Below are 12369 nucleotides of genomic sequence, written 5' to 3'. Positions count from 1 at the left end.
ACTGCCGCCCGCATGGTAAACGTGGCGTTAAAGGTCAGGCAGGAAAGAGGGTTAGCGGGACGTTCGGGACGCCTCAGGGCTGCGAAGTCCCAGGTGCGGCCCTACCGACCCGGCCCCGGAGGGCAAGGGCGCCGACGGGTCCAGAACGAAGCTCAGCACGTCGCGATAGACGACCTCGGCGCCCAGATCGCGGTTCAGCAGGTGGCGACCTTCGGGGTACCAGGCGGTGGTCAGATCAGGCGGGTCGCCCGCCTTCGCCAGGGCGCGGCGCATCGGCCCCTTCTCGACCACCTGGTCGTGCGCGCCGTACATCAGCAGGGTCGGCCGGTTCAGCCTTCCAAGGGACTCTGACGCGGTCTGCATGAGGCTGACCAAGCCGTACAGGGTGTCGAAGCGGGTGGACAGGATGCTGTCGGGGTCGCGGCCGTTGCGGACCAGCTCCACGATATTGTCCGACGCCAGGATGTGGCGGACGACGAACTCCGGCGGCTCCACCGACACGTCGCCCAGGGCATGGGCCGCGACCCACAGGCTGGTGCGGTTGAAGAGGTTCTGACTGGACCAGCCCCAGACCCCCGGCGCCAGCAGCACCACGCGATCGGCGTCAGGCGGGGTTTCGGAGGCGAAGGCGGCCGCGGCGACCGATCCGCCCATGCTTTCACCCACCACCACGATCGGCACGCCCGGCCGCCGCGCGCGAATCAGGGCCGCCGTCTCACGCAGGTCCTGAACCATGCGTTCGGTCCCCGCCCACTCCCCCCGCCCCGGGGCCCGGCCGAACCCGCGCTGATCATAGGCCCAGGTCTCGACCCCGTGCGCGGCCCACCAGGGACCGGCCAGGCGGAAGGAGGCGTCGTGATCGTTCATGCCGTGCAGGGCGACGATCACGGCCTCGGGCGCACGGCCTTGCGGGGTCCAACGCAGAAACGGCAGACGCGCGCCGTCCGCCATCACCAGGACACCCGGCGCGCCCGGCCGGGTCTGCTCGACCACCTCCGGACCGGTAAAGCCGGCCGACGGCGTCATTGGCGGCTGGACATGGGGCGTGGCGCAGGCCGCCAGAGACAGGCCAGCGATGAGACCGAGAAAGTGGACGGGACGCACCGGCGACATGGCGTCAACCTGCTCCCGTCAGTCCGGCGAAATCGAGGCGATCAGCCGTCATCCTCGTCGTCCGCCGGCGGACGCGCGGCCAGGGCCGCCGCCGTTTCCTCCGGCGTCGGCAGCCGCAACCGGGTGACGCCCTTGAAGGCCGAGGGGTCGACCGGCTTGCCCTTCTTGGTGATGGTCAGGCGGCCCTGACGCATCATGCCCAGGGCGGCGGCGCGCACCTTGGGCAGCATGCGCTGCCACTGTTCGGGCTGCAGCGCCTTGGCCACTTCGGCGGGCTCGATGCTCTTGCCGGGGCCGAGGGCGGAAAGTTTTTGCAGGATCGCGTCTTCGATGGGGTCGCTCATCGGCGCATTATGCTGCATTGCGAGAGCAATAAGAAGGCGGTCTCCGCCTCATGCAGCGCAAAGCGCGTCAGGCAAGGAAAAATGCGATGGTCGCAAAGATCACGGTGACCGAGGGCGAGTTCGCCGGCTGGCAGACCTATGACCTGCACGGCACCTTCGACCAGACGGTCGGCCCGTTCTACTTCAAGCCCGACCCCGACGGCCGCATGCGCTGCGCCTTCCGCGCCGAGCCCAAACACATGAACGCCGGCGACCGCATGCACGGCGGCTGCCTGATGACCTTCGCCGACATCTCCCTGTTCCAGACCGCCTATCAGGAGATGGAGGGCAAGAACGGGGTGACGGTCCAGCTCGATTCGACCTTTATCGACGGGGCGCGGGTCGGCGAGCTGGTGGAATCGACCGGCGAGGTGGTGCGTGCCGGCGGCAGCCTGATCTTCGTGCGCGGCCAGATCACGACCGGCGGCCGTTCGCTGATGACCTATTCCGGCATCATCAAGAAGTTCACGCCGAGGGGCTGATCACGCCCCCGCGCTCGCCGCCGGACGGGCGCGGCAGTCGGCCAGCCAGCGCGCGAGGTGGGCGTATTCCTCGGGCGGGCGGTATTTGACCAGGCGCGCGAAATCGAGGCCCACGGTGGCGACGATGTCGGCGATGGTGAAGCGGTCGCCCGCGATGAACGGATGGTCGGCCAGGCGGCGATCCAGCGTCCGCATGAACCGCTCGGCCCCGACGCGGTTGTAGTCCGCCACCTGGGGCACCTGGGTGGCTTCCAGCGCCGCCAGGGCCGGATGGGAATGGCGCACGTTCAGCATCAGCGGATTGGCCAGATAGAATTCGCAGCGCCGGGTCCACATCTCGACGATCGCCTGTTCGCGCGGATCGCGGCCGAACAGGTTGGGCTCGGGATAGAGGGCCTCCAGATAGCGGCAGATGGCGACCGATTCCGAGATGGTCTCGCCGTCGTCCAGCTCCAGGGCGGGAACATGGGCGACCCCGACCCTGGCGCGGTAGTCGGCGGTGCGATGTTCACCGGTCATGATGTCAATCTCGACCAGTTCGACGTCGGTCACGCCCTTCTCGGCCAGGGCCCAGCGGACGCGGCGGGGATTGGGCGCGCGGTTCGAGGTGTAGAGTTTCATCGGACGGCCTCTGTCGTGCGGAACGTCAGCTGAATATGGCGGCCGGCATGGCGCCGACAACCGCCGCCGTCATCAGAGTGGTGACGAAGCCGCCGAACAGGGCCTTCCAGATCATCCCCAGCACCTCGTCGCGCCGTTCCGGCATCAGCACCGACAGGCCGGTGACGGTGATGCCGACCGAGCCGATGTTGGCGAATCCGCACAGGGCATAGGTCATCAGCATGCGGGTGCGCTCGTTCATCGCCTCCAGCGGCACCTTACCCAGTTCGATGAAGGCGACGAATTCGGTCAGGGTCAGCTTCGTGCCCAGCAGCCAGCCGGCCTTGCCCGCCTGGGACCATTCCACCCCCGTCAGCCAGGCGACCGGCATGAACAGCCAGCCCAAGAACCGCTCAAGGGTCAGGGGCGCGTCGGCGATCACGATTCCTCCGATCATCAGGTTCACCAGGGCGACCAGGGCGACGAAGACGATCAGCACGGCCGAGATGTTCATCACCACCATCAGACCGTCCGACGTGCCCTTGACGATGGCGTCGATGGCGGAGTCGTACTTCAGCGCCGAGCCGTAGTCGGCGACCGCGCCGCCCTGGCCCGGCTGCTCAGGGATCATGATCCGCGCCACCAGGATGCCGGCCGGGGCGGACACGATCGAGGCGACCAAGACGTGCCCGGCGGCGTTGGACAGGACCGGGGCGAGGATGGCGGCGTAGGCGACCATGGTGGAGCCCGCGACCGTGCCGAGGCCGACCACCATCATCAGGAAGACCTCGGACCGGGTCAGCTTGTCCAGATAGGCGCGGATAACGATCGGGCTCTCGATCATGCCCAGGAAGATGTTGGCCGCCACCGCCAGGGCCGAGGCGCCGCCGAGGCCCATGGTCCGCTGGAACAGAAAGCCGAAGCCGAGGGTGATCCACTTCAGGATCTTCCAGTGCCACAGCAGCGCCGACAGGGCCGAAATGACCAGGATCAGCGGCAGGACATTGAAGGCGAAGGTGAACAGGGCGCCCTGGTTGCCCACCACATAGGGCTGATCTCCGCCCGCCAGATAGCCGAACACGAACTGGGTGCCCTTCGCCGTGGCCGCCGCCACGCCGTCCACCGCCCCGGTGATGGCCGACAACACCACCTGCGAGCCGGGAATGGCGAACAGGGCCAGCACCAGCAGGGCCTGGACCCCGATGGCCCCGGCCGCCAGCCGCCACGGAAAGCTGCGCCGGTTTTCCGACAGGCCCCAGCAAAGGGCCACGATCACCGCCAGGCCGAACAGGCTCTGAAGATTGAGCAGGCTGAACATCAATTCGATCCCCGACCCGGCGCCGCCGGTCTCCCCTCCCCTTGAACGCCGTTGCAGGGCTGGCCGCAAGGGGACGAGCCGACAGAATGTCGCGGCAGGATCGCGCGGCTCGAAACGCCGGCGAGGGCTGCTGGTCACCGGTTACGCTTTCCGCTGCAATTTCGCGCAAATGCCCCTATTCTGCAAAGACATCGCGAGACGACGGGTGAGGGAATGCGCCGCAACGCGCAAACAAGAACAAGATGACGGACGCCCGAGGGAGCCGATCCGGGCCTGTCGCGGGGCCGGGCGTCGGACGACACCTGCTGATCGTCGATGACGACGACCGGATCCGCGAACTGCTGAAAGAGTATCTGGCGCGCGAGGGCTATCGCACGACCGGCGCCGCCCATGCGCCCGCCGCCCGGCGGTTGATGGAGCTGATCGAGTTCGATCTGGTCGTCATGGACGTGATGATGCCGGGCGAGAGCGGGCTGGAGCTGGTGTCCTGGGTGCGCAACAAGGCTGCCCTGTCCAGGACGCCGGTCTTGCTGCTGACCGCGCGCGGCGAGGCGTCCGACCGGATCGAGGGTCTGTCGCGCGGCGCGGACGACTATATGTCCAAGCCGTTCGAGCCGAAGGAGCTGGCGCTGCGCATCGACGCCATCCTGCGACGGACCGGGGTGAAGCCGATCATGCCGCGCGAGATCCGCCTGGGGCCGGCGACCTTCGATCTGGAACGGCTGGAGCTGACGCGCGACGGCAAGCCGCAACGCCTGACCGAGGCCGAGGCGCAACTGCTGAAGACCCTGGCCCTGCACGCCCACGCCCCGGTCGAGCGCATGGACCTGTCGCCGGACACCGCCGACATCACCGGTCGCGCCGTGGACGTCCAGGTGACCCGCCTGCGCCGCAAGCTGGAGCTGGACCCAAAGAACCCTCGCTACCTGCAGACCGTGCGGGGCGTCGGCTACATGCTGGCGCCGGACTAGGCGCTCGTGAGATTCGTGCCCTTCCCGGTGCTGGGCCGTTTCCTGAAGCGGAGACTGCCGACGACCCTTTGGGGTCGGTCGCTGCTGATCATCGTTCTGCCGGTGCTGATCATGCAGGGGGCGGTGACCTGGGCCTTTTTCGACGCCCACTGGCAGCGCGTGACCGCGCGCCTGTCGGAAGGCCTGGCCGGCGACATCGCCTGGGCCGCCGAAAGCTATCGCGAGGAGCCAACCCCGGAGAACCTGGAGAAGATCATCGCCCGCGCCCAACGCTCGATGCAGCTGTCGATCGCGCTGGATGAAGGCGAGGTCCTGCCGAAGGACACCCGGCGGGGCGCGGTCGGCATCGTCGATCGCACGCTGGAGAAGGCGCTGGCCTCGCGGCTGGACCAACCGTTCTGGTTCGACACCACCCGCTATCCCGCCGTCATCGACATTCAAGTGCAGGAGGCGGACGGCGTCCTGCGCATCATCGCGCCGCGCGAGCGGGCGGTGGCCACCCAGGCCCATATCTTCGTCATCTGGCTGATGCTGGCGACCGTCCTTCTGATGTCGGTGGCGATCCTGTTCATCCGCAATCAGGTGCGGGCGATCGAACGCCTGGCCGACGCCGCCGAGGCGTTCGGGCGTGGCGAGATCCTGCCCCGGTTCAAGCCTCACGGCGCGCGGGAAGTGCGCCAGGCGGCGACGGCCTTTCTGGGCATGCGCGACCGCATACAGAGACATATCGACCAGCGGACCGCGCTGCTGGCGTCGGTCAGCCATGACCTGCGAACGCCCCTGACACGCCTGCGGCTCGAGCTCGCCCTCGCCCCTCCCTTCAAGCGCCAGACCGCCATGAAGGCCGATCTGGACGAGATGGAGCATATGATCGACGAATATCTGGCCTTCGCGCGCGGCGAGGCCGGCGAGGCCGCGCAGACGGTCAGCCTTCATGATCTGCTCAGCCAGGCCGCCGAGGACGCCCGGCGCATCGGGGCCGAGGTCGAGGTCGAGGCGGCGAGCGATCTCAAGGCGCTGTTGCGGCCGATCGCCTTTCGGCGGGCCCTGAACAACCTTGCGGGCAACGCCGCAGCCCACGGCGAGCATGTGCGTCTGAGCGCCAGACCCCTGGAAGCCGGCGGGCTCGAGATCACGGTCGAGGACGACGGCCCCGGCATTCCGGAAGAGATGCACGAAGAGGCCTTCACACCCTTCTCCCGCCTAGACGCGTCTCGCAATCAGAACGTGAAGGGCGTCGGCCTGGGGCTTGCGATCGCGCGCGACGTGGCGCGCGGGCATGGTGGAGACATCACCCTGGGGCGCAGCGACCTGGGGGGGCTGAAGGCCCTGATCCGGCTTCCGGGATAGGCGGCCCGCCGATCACATTGCGGAGCGCGCCACTGGCGCGACGACGGATCGGACCCCATCATCACGTTCAAGTGTCAGCGTTCAGATGTGGAGACCGTCATGCGTATGAAGCCGTCCCTTTTCGCCGCCCCGGCGCTCGCCGCGATGATGCTGGCGGGCGCCGCCGCAGCCGATCAGCCCGCCTCCTCCGGGGCGCCGCTGGTGTCGACCCAGAACGTCAGCGTCAGCATCGGCGGCGATCTGGCCAAGGCGTTCGATGAATTGGGCGAGCGCGACGTGCGCCAGCAGGCCGAAGACCTGGCCCAGGTGATCGAGCGTGAACTGGCGCGCGACGCCGACACCGACGGCCGCTGGGCGGGTGCGCGGGTGAACCTCGTCCTGACCGACCTCAAGCCGAACCGCCCGACGATGCAGCAGACGATCGACCGCCCCGGCCTGTCGATGTTCCACTCCAAGTCCGTAGGCGGAGCGACCATCGAGGGCGAGGTGGTGACGTCGGACGGCCAGCGCCTGCCGGTCCGGTACGAACGCTATTCGACCAGCCTGGCCGATGTGTTCGGCTATACGACCTGGAGCGACGCGGATCGGGCCTTCGACGGCCTGGCCGCCAATCTGCGCCGGGGCCGTCTGACCAACCGCTGATCTCGACCGGCGCCCCTTACTGACCTGACAGCTCGCGCGCCCGTCGCAGGGCCGCCGACACGGCGGCCTTCGCGGCAGCGCCGAGCCCCGCCTCCTCGGCCGCCTTGAGGCCCGCCTGCGTCGTGCCGCCGGGAGAGGCGATTCGCGCGATCAATTTCTCCAGATCATCGTCCATCGGCGCTGCGGCGGCCGAGCGGACAGCGCCGCGCGCCAGCCGGACGGCGTCGTCGGGCGAAAGGCCGGCCTCGACGCCCGCCTCCGCCATGGCGCGAGCGAAGGCGTGGATATAGGCGGGTCCCGAACCGGCGACGGCGGTGGCGACGTCGATCTGGTCCTCTGTCGCCAGGGACACGATGTCGGCGAGGGGCCCGAACAGCTGCGCGGCGGCTTCCACAGCGCCCCTGTCTTCAGACCAGACGGCGGCCACGCCCCTGCCCTGGGCCACAGCGGTGGTCGGCATCAGCCGGACGACGGATCGCCCTGTCGCCTCACGGATATCATCGGCCCGCACCCCGGCCATCAGGGAGATGATGACGGCGTCCCAATCCAGAGCGCCCGGCAGGTCGGCGACCGCCGCTCGCCACACAGCGGGTTTGACGGCCAGCACCACCGCCTGAACCGACGCCAGCTGTTCAGATCCCGGATTGATCCTTGCGCCCGCCCTTTCAGCGCGATCCGCCACCGCCTTGGGCGAGGGAGTGACGATCATGAGCCGGCGAGGATCGACGGGGCCGTGATCCAGCCAGCCCTCAACGACGGCTGATCCCAGCCGACCACAGCCGACGATCAGAACGGGTCCGGAGGCGAAATCCTGCATCGATCGGCTCCTACACCCTGCCGGAACGATCGGCTATCCGCAGCCGTTGCGGCGAGATGGAAACGGAGCTTCTGGAAGCCGTCGGCCTGCCCATTCTGGGTTCAATCGTCGCCGGCGGCGTGATCGGACTGGAGCGGGAGTGGCGCGGTCGGGCGGCGGGCTTCCGCACCCACATCCTGGTGTGCCTGGCCTCGACCCTGCTGATGCTGGCGGCCATGTCCCAGGCGGACTGGGCGTTCGAGGCCCTGCCGGACGAAAACATCGTCACCGACCCGACGCGGATGGCGCATGGCGTGCTGACGGGCATCGGCTTCCTGTGCGCCGGCGTGATTTTCCGCACCGGATTTTCGATTCATGGCCTGACGACAGCCGCGTCGCTCTGGATCACCTCGGCGATCGGCATCCTGTTCGGCGCGGGCCTGTATGGCGTCGGCGCCCTGGGCACGGCCGTGACGGCGCTGATCCTGATCGGTCTGCGCCTGGTCAGTCGACGGCTGCCGGCGCTACAGGTGGTGGACGTCGAGGTGGCCTGGCGGCGGGACGCCTCGGAAGCCGAGCGCGGCGTGGAGGCCCTGCTGAACGGCGACGATGTTCGCGGCTCCCTGTCCCAGGCGTTCGAGATGACCGATGACGTCGTGCGACGCACGTGGCGGCTGAAGGCGCGCAGCGACCTGGAGCTCAAAGCCCTGTCGCACGGCCTGGCCGCGCGGACGGACGTCGTCGCCTATCGCCTGACGCCCCGTGAACGCTGATCAGGAACGCTGATCAGGCGTTGCCGACGGTCTCGAACAGGCAGGCGTCGATGGCGTCCTGGGGACGTTTGGCGCCGCGCACCATGAAGTCGAACGCCGGATAGTAGCGGTCCGCCGTCTCGACGGCCGCATCGATCATCGAGGCGGCCTGGGCCAGGGTCGGGCGCTCGCCATGCGGCAGGGCCAGGGCGTGACGGAAGACGATCTCGCCGTCCTCGGGCCAGACCTCGAAATGGCCGATCCAGGTCCGCTGATTGACCAGCGACACCAGTTCGAAGGCGGCGTTTCGGCGCGACTTGGCCGTGCGGAGGTCCAGGGCGCAGCACAGCTGCAGGCAGTCGCCCTCGGGCCGCCAGGCGAACCACATCTCGTAGTCCTTCCAGTCCCCCGCCAGGGCGAAGGCCAGGTCGCCGTCGTCGGTGCGGTCGAACGGCAGATTTTCGGCGTTCAGCACGTGTTCGACCACGTCGAGCGGGTCGAAGGGAACGTCCGTTTCCTCTGGCCGTGCGGCGTCCATTCAGATGTTCCCAATTATTGCCGACGCGGTCCGAACTGACCGGCGTCGCGAATCCCCCACCGTGGGAGATTGGTAAACGTGTTCGGGGATTCGGCTCAACCGCCTGCGTCCGCAGCGGGATTTCCGTCTGTGGACGTTCCCTTCGCAGGCTTCTTCGCCGCCGGTTTGGCGGCCCCTTTCAGCGTGGCGATCTCGGCGCGCAGGGCGGCGATCTCGGCCTTCAGCGCATCGAATTCGTCACGGCGGACCAGGTCCATTTCGGCCACGAACCGGTCGCCCTGGGCGCGGAAGGCGGCCTTGGCCTCCTCCCCCGCCGCCTGGGCCAGACCCATGGCGCCGGTGGTGATCTTGGCGAACTCGTCCAGAAGGGGATTGCGGGTCTGCATGTCGGTCTCCGATCCCGGCGCGCCGGGAGAGTTAAGGAAAGCTCACCCGATATGGTGAACGAAACCTTTCCAGGGGAGGGTTACACAGGTTCGGATGCGAAGACGAGGCGCATGGCGTCACACCCTTGCAGTTGCTAAACGGCACAGACGGACCCGGAAACCGGGCCGCCCGTATGGGCCGACGAGTGGAGCGCCGCGCGTGATCTTTCCCGAATTCGACCCGATCATCTTCCAGATCGGGCCACTGGCGATCCGCTGGTACGCCATGGCCTATGTCGCCGGCATCGTCCTGGGCTGGTGGTATGCGGGGCGGCTGATCCGCCGGCCGGCCCTCTGGGCGCCCGGAAAGCCGCCACTGTCGCCGATTCAGCTCGATGACCTGGTCATGTGGATCACCGTCGGCATCATCCTGGGCGGACGATTCGGCTACGCCCTGTTCTACAAGCCGGAGATGTACGGCCAGCTGTTCACCGGCGACAGCTGGGGCGAGCGGCTGGAACTGTTCCAGCTGTGGACCGGCGGCATGTCCTTCCACGGCGGCCTGATCGGCACGACCCTGGCGGTGGTGTTCTATACGAAGGCCAAGAAGCTGAACACGCTCAGCGTCGGCGACATGGCCCTGGCGACGGCGCCGATCGGCCTGTTCTTCGGGCGTCTAGCCAACTTCATCAACGGCGAGCTTTGGGGGCGTCCGACCGACGCGCCCTGGGGCGTCAACTTCTGCAACGAGACGGCCAAACGCCTCTACGAGACAGAGACCTGCCAGGTGCTGCTGACCAGCGGCCTGATCGCGGGGCCGGGCGACGTCGCCCGCCACCCCAGTCAGCTCTACGAGGCCGGGCTGGAAGGCCTGCTGCTTTTCGCCCTTCTGGCGGCGGCGGTCTGGGCCTGGAAGCTGCTGGCCAAGCCCGGCTATGTCACCGGCCTGTTTCTGGTGGGTTACGGCCTGTCGCGCGCCGCGCTGGAGACGGTGCGCCAGCCCGATCTGGGCATGGAGAACCTGCCGTTCGGCCTGACCATGGGCATGGGCCTGTCGATTCCGATGATCCTGATCGGCGCCTGGCTGATCTGGCGGGCGTGGAGCCGTCCGCCGGCCTCGGCCTGAGATGGCGACTGCGCCGGCCCTGCCGCTGAAACTCCGGCTGGCGCGCGAAATCGCCCTGACGGGGCCGATGACGATCGCCGACTATGTCCTGCGTTGCCTGCATGACCCCCAGGGGGGCTACTACGCCACCCGCCCCGCGCTGGGCGAAGGCGGGGATTTCATCACCGCCCCCCTCGTCAGCCAGATGTTCGGCGAACTTCTGGGTCTGTGGGTCGCCGAGACCTGGAGCCGGCTGGGCGCGCCGGAGCGGTTCCGCCTGATCGAGGTCGGTCCCGGCGACGGGACGCTGATGGAGGATGCGCTGCGGGCCATGGCCCAGGCCCAGCGCGCCCTGCCCGGCCTGCTGGAGGCGTGCGATCTGGTTCTGATCGAGCCCAGCGCGCCTTTGCGTGACATGCAGGCGCGACGACTGGCCGGGGCGGACCTGTCGCCCCGCTGGGTGTCGTCCCTGGCGGCGATCGAGACCGACGCGCCGGTCATCCTGATCGCCAATGAGGTGCTGGACTGCATGCCTGCGCGCCAGTTCGTCCGCACCGGGGACGGATGGGCCGAGCGGCGCGTCGGCGTGACCGAGGACAGCGAGCTGATGTTCGGCCTGGTCGCCGCAACCGGTGATGTCGGAACACCCGATTTCGAGATCGAGGCCGGCCAGACCTGGGAGGTGTCCGAGCAGCAGGCCGCCTTCGGTCGCGATCTGGGCCGCCTGATCGCCGAGGCCTCGGGCGCCGCCCTGCTGATCGACTATGGCCGCGACCGAGCCGAGGCCGGCGACACCCTTCAGGCGCTGAAGCGGCACCAGAAGGTGGATCCCCTGGCGACGCCGGGCGAGGCCGATCTGACGCAGTGGGCGGATTTCCCCATGGTGCTGGAGGCGGCCGTCCGCTCAGGCGCCGACGTCACCGGATGCCGGGGTCAGGGCGAGTTCCTGAACGCCCTCGGCATAGGGGCCCGCGCCGGGCGCCTGGCCGCCGCCCGGCCTGCGTCCGCCGACACGATCCGGCGTCAGCTCGAGCGGTTGACGGCCCCGGAGCAGATGGGAACCCTGTTCAAGGCCGCGGCCGTGTTTTCTCCCCGCACCCTCTCCGTTCCGGGATTCGAGGCATGACCGAGCTGTCGCCCATCACCCACCCTCTTCTGGCCGAGACGGGCGTCCGCCATGGCTTCTTCACACGGCAAGGAGGGGTGTCGACCGGCCTCTATCAGGGACTGAACACGGGGCTGGGCTCTCGGGATGACGCAGAAGCCGTGGTCGAGAACCGCCGCCGCATCGCCGCCTGGTTCGGACGCGGGCTCGACGACCTGGCCAACGCCTATCAGGTTCATTCGGCCGTCACCCACGTCGCGGACGGACCCTGGAACGGCGCCCGGCCCGAAGGCGATGCGGTCGCCAGCGCGACCCCTGGCGTGGTGTGCGCCGTTCTGACCGCCGACTGTGCGCCGATCCTGCTGGCCGACGCCGAAGCCCGGGTCGCCGCCGCCGTTCACGCAGGCTGGAAGGGGGCGTTGGGCGGAGTGATCGAAAGCGCCGTCACCGCCATGCAGGGCCTCGGCGCCCGCCCGGAACGCACGGTCGCCGTCGTCGGCCCCTGCATCGCCCAGTCCAGCTATGAGGTCGGCGACGACTTCGAGGCCCGATTCACGGCCGAGGACGCGACCGCAGCGCGCTTCTTCGCCCCCGGCGCGACGCCGGACCGCCGGATGTTCGACCTGCCCGCCTATGTGCTGTGGCGGCTGGAGCGGGGCGGTATCGAACACACGGCCTGGACTGGCGACGACACCTGCACCGATGAGAGTCGCTTCTATTCCAACCGGCGCGCCTTCCAGCGCGGCGAGCCGGACTTCGGTCGGCTGATGAGTGCGATCATGCTAGGATAAGGCCCTCACGGAGGCGTCATGATCGTCCAGCGCAATCAGCCTGCGTCGCTTCACCTTC

15 protein-coding genes are annotated in these 12369 nt (G+C 68.6%); 8 read left to right on the top strand and 7 right to left on the bottom strand.

Translation table 11 applies throughout. The annotated features are described in order from the left end of the window. Positions 1–51 precede the first annotated feature (51 nt). Together ACO2Q1_RS12980 and ACO2Q1_RS12975 are read right to left on the bottom strand one after the other, a co-directional pair. Positions 52–1113, bottom strand: coding sequence for an alpha/beta fold hydrolase (locus ACO2Q1_RS12980; protein WP_423329894.1), 1062 nt, complete (start codon positions 1111–1113; stop codon positions 52–54). Positions 1114–1154: 41 nt separating this feature from the next. Beyond that, complete coding sequence (locus ACO2Q1_RS12975; protein ID WP_423329893.1) at positions 1155–1457, bottom strand: DUF3253 domain-containing protein; 303 nt, start codon at positions 1455–1457, stop codon at positions 1155–1157. Positions 1458–1543: 86 nt separating this feature from the next. Here ACO2Q1_RS12975 and ACO2Q1_RS12970 point away from each other — a divergent pair, with 86 nt between their 5' ends. Then, positions 1544–1978 (top strand): PaaI family thioesterase, encoded by a 435-nt coding sequence (locus ACO2Q1_RS12970; protein ID WP_423329892.1) that lies wholly within the window; start codon positions 1544–1546, stop codon positions 1976–1978. Here the strand turns inward: ACO2Q1_RS12970 and ACO2Q1_RS12965 are convergent, their stop codons facing one another. Together ACO2Q1_RS12965 and ACO2Q1_RS12960 are read right to left on the bottom strand one after the other, a co-directional pair. After that, entirely contained in the window at positions 1979–2599 is a 621-nt protein-coding gene (locus tag ACO2Q1_RS12965) for a glutathione S-transferase family protein (protein ID WP_423329891.1), read from the bottom strand. A 25-nt stretch (positions 2600–2624) separates the two neighbouring features. After that, a complete protein-coding gene (locus ACO2Q1_RS12960; protein ID WP_423329890.1) occupies positions 2625–3896 on the bottom strand; it encodes a NupC/NupG family nucleoside CNT transporter in 1272 nt (423 codons plus the stop codon). Positions 3897–4138: 242 nt separating this feature from the next. Between ACO2Q1_RS12960 and ACO2Q1_RS12955 the strand changes: the two genes are divergently transcribed. The 3 genes from ACO2Q1_RS12955 (at position 4139) to ACO2Q1_RS12945 (ending at position 6859) form a co-directional block, all read left to right on the top strand. Continuing rightward, complete coding sequence (locus tag ACO2Q1_RS12955; RefSeq protein WP_423329889.1) at positions 4139–4867, top strand: response regulator; 729 nt, start codon at positions 4139–4141, stop codon at positions 4865–4867. A 6-nt stretch (positions 4868–4873) separates the two neighbouring features. Next, positions 4874–6217: an ATP-binding protein gene (locus ACO2Q1_RS12950; RefSeq protein ID WP_423329888.1), complete on the top strand. Its 1344-nt coding sequence runs from the start codon at positions 4874–4876 to the stop codon at positions 6215–6217. Between the two features lie 99 nt (positions 6218–6316). Further along, on the top strand, positions 6317–6859 hold the full coding sequence (locus ACO2Q1_RS12945) for a hypothetical protein (protein WP_423329887.1): 543 nt from the start codon (positions 6317–6319) through the stop codon (positions 6857–6859). Positions 6860–6875: 16 nt separating this feature from the next. Here ACO2Q1_RS12945 and ACO2Q1_RS12940 read toward each other — a convergent pair whose 3' ends face one another. Next, the gene (locus tag ACO2Q1_RS12940; RefSeq protein ID WP_423329886.1) at positions 6876–7676 is read right to left on the bottom strand and encodes a pyrroline-5-carboxylate reductase family protein; all 801 of its coding nucleotides are present in this window, start codon (positions 7674–7676) and stop codon (positions 6876–6878) included. Positions 7677–7732: 56 nt separating this feature from the next. On the opposite strand from ACO2Q1_RS12940, the gene ACO2Q1_RS12935 reads away from it, so the two are divergent. After that, positions 7733–8428, top strand: a complete 696-nt coding sequence (locus ACO2Q1_RS12935; RefSeq protein WP_423329885.1) for an MgtC/SapB family protein — start codon at positions 7733–7735, stop codon at positions 8426–8428. Positions 8429–8441: 13 nt separating this feature from the next. On the opposite strand, the gene ACO2Q1_RS12930 is transcribed toward ACO2Q1_RS12935, so the two are convergent. Together ACO2Q1_RS12930 and ACO2Q1_RS12925 are read right to left on the bottom strand one after the other, a co-directional pair. Continuing rightward, on the bottom strand, positions 8442–8945 hold the full coding sequence (locus ACO2Q1_RS12930) for a YbjN domain-containing protein (RefSeq protein WP_423329884.1): 504 nt from the start codon (positions 8943–8945) through the stop codon (positions 8442–8444). A gap of 95 nt (positions 8946–9040) precedes the next feature. Beyond that, complete coding sequence (locus ACO2Q1_RS12925; RefSeq protein ID WP_423329883.1) at positions 9041–9331, bottom strand: accessory factor UbiK family protein; 291 nt, start codon at positions 9329–9331, stop codon at positions 9041–9043. Between the two features lie 199 nt (positions 9332–9530). On the opposite strand from ACO2Q1_RS12925, the gene lgt reads away from it, so the two are divergent. Genes lgt through pgeF form a run of 3 tightly spaced genes read left to right on the top strand, consistent with a single transcriptional unit; the run spans position 9531 to position 12311 of the window. After that, positions 9531–10436 (top strand): prolipoprotein diacylglyceryl transferase, encoded by a 906-nt coding sequence (gene lgt / locus ACO2Q1_RS12920; RefSeq protein WP_423329882.1) that lies wholly within the window; start codon positions 9531–9533, stop codon positions 10434–10436. A 1-nt stretch (position 10437) separates the two neighbouring features. After that, positions 10438–11541, top strand: coding sequence for a class I SAM-dependent methyltransferase (locus tag ACO2Q1_RS12915; RefSeq protein ID WP_423329881.1), 1104 nt, complete (start codon positions 10438–10440; stop codon positions 11539–11541). Next, positions 11538–12311, top strand: a complete 774-nt coding sequence (pgeF, locus tag ACO2Q1_RS12910) for a peptidoglycan editing factor PgeF (protein ID WP_423329880.1) — start codon at positions 11538–11540, stop codon at positions 12309–12311. Before ACO2Q1_RS12915 ends, pgeF begins: the two co-directional genes overlap by 4 nt. The last annotated feature ends 58 nt before the right edge of the window (positions 12312–12369 follow it).

Origin of the sequence: Brevundimonas sp. VNH65, from assembly GCF_049445955.1 — a bacterium.
Lineage (GTDB): Bacteria > Pseudomonadota > Alphaproteobacteria > Caulobacterales > Caulobacteraceae > Brevundimonas.
Note: the sequence above shows the minus strand (reverse complement) of the source record. Positions and strands in the feature narration are given on the sequence as shown.

Bases quoted from the DNA above. Each gene is read 5' to 3' on its own strand.
- ACO2Q1_RS12940 (WP_423329886.1), bottom strand. From the start codon at position 7,676: ATGCAGGATTTCGCCTCCGGACCCGTTCTGATCGTCGGCTGTGGTCGG.
- ACO2Q1_RS12915 (WP_423329881.1), top strand. From the start codon at position 10,438: ATGGCGACTGCGCCGGCCCTGCCGCTGAAACTCCGGCTGGCGCGCGAA.
- ACO2Q1_RS12975 (WP_423329893.1), bottom strand. From the start codon at position 1,457: ATGAGCGACCCCATCGAAGACGCGATCCTGCAAAAACTTTCCGCCCTC.
- ACO2Q1_RS12955 (WP_423329889.1), top strand. From the start codon at position 4,139: ATGACGGACGCCCGAGGGAGCCGATCCGGGCCTGTCGCGGGGCCGGGC.
- pgeF (WP_423329880.1), top strand. From the start codon at position 11,538: ATGACCGAGCTGTCGCCCATCACCCACCCTCTTCTGGCCGAGACGGGC.
- ACO2Q1_RS12945 (WP_423329887.1), top strand. From the start codon at position 6,317: ATGCGTATGAAGCCGTCCCTTTTCGCCGCCCCGGCGCTCGCCGCGATG.
- ACO2Q1_RS12960 (WP_423329890.1), bottom strand. From the start codon at position 3,896: ATGTTCAGCCTGCTCAATCTTCAGAGCCTGTTCGGCCTGGCGGTGATC.
- ACO2Q1_RS12930 (WP_423329884.1), bottom strand. From the start codon at position 8,945: ATGGACGCCGCACGGCCAGAGGAAACGGACGTTCCCTTCGACCCGCTC.
- ACO2Q1_RS12935 (WP_423329885.1), top strand. From the start codon at position 7,733: ATGGAAACGGAGCTTCTGGAAGCCGTCGGCCTGCCCATTCTGGGTTCA.
- ACO2Q1_RS12970 (WP_423329892.1), top strand. From the start codon at position 1,544: ATGGTCGCAAAGATCACGGTGACCGAGGGCGAGTTCGCCGGCTGGCAG.
- ACO2Q1_RS12925 (WP_423329883.1), bottom strand. From the start codon at position 9,331: ATGCAGACCCGCAATCCCCTTCTGGACGAGTTCGCCAAGATCACCACC.
- ACO2Q1_RS12965 (WP_423329891.1), bottom strand. From the start codon at position 2,599: ATGAAACTCTACACCTCGAACCGCGCGCCCAATCCCCGCCGCGTCCGC.
- ACO2Q1_RS12980 (WP_423329894.1), bottom strand. From the start codon at position 1,113: ATGTCGCCGGTGCGTCCCGTCCACTTTCTCGGTCTCATCGCTGGCCTG.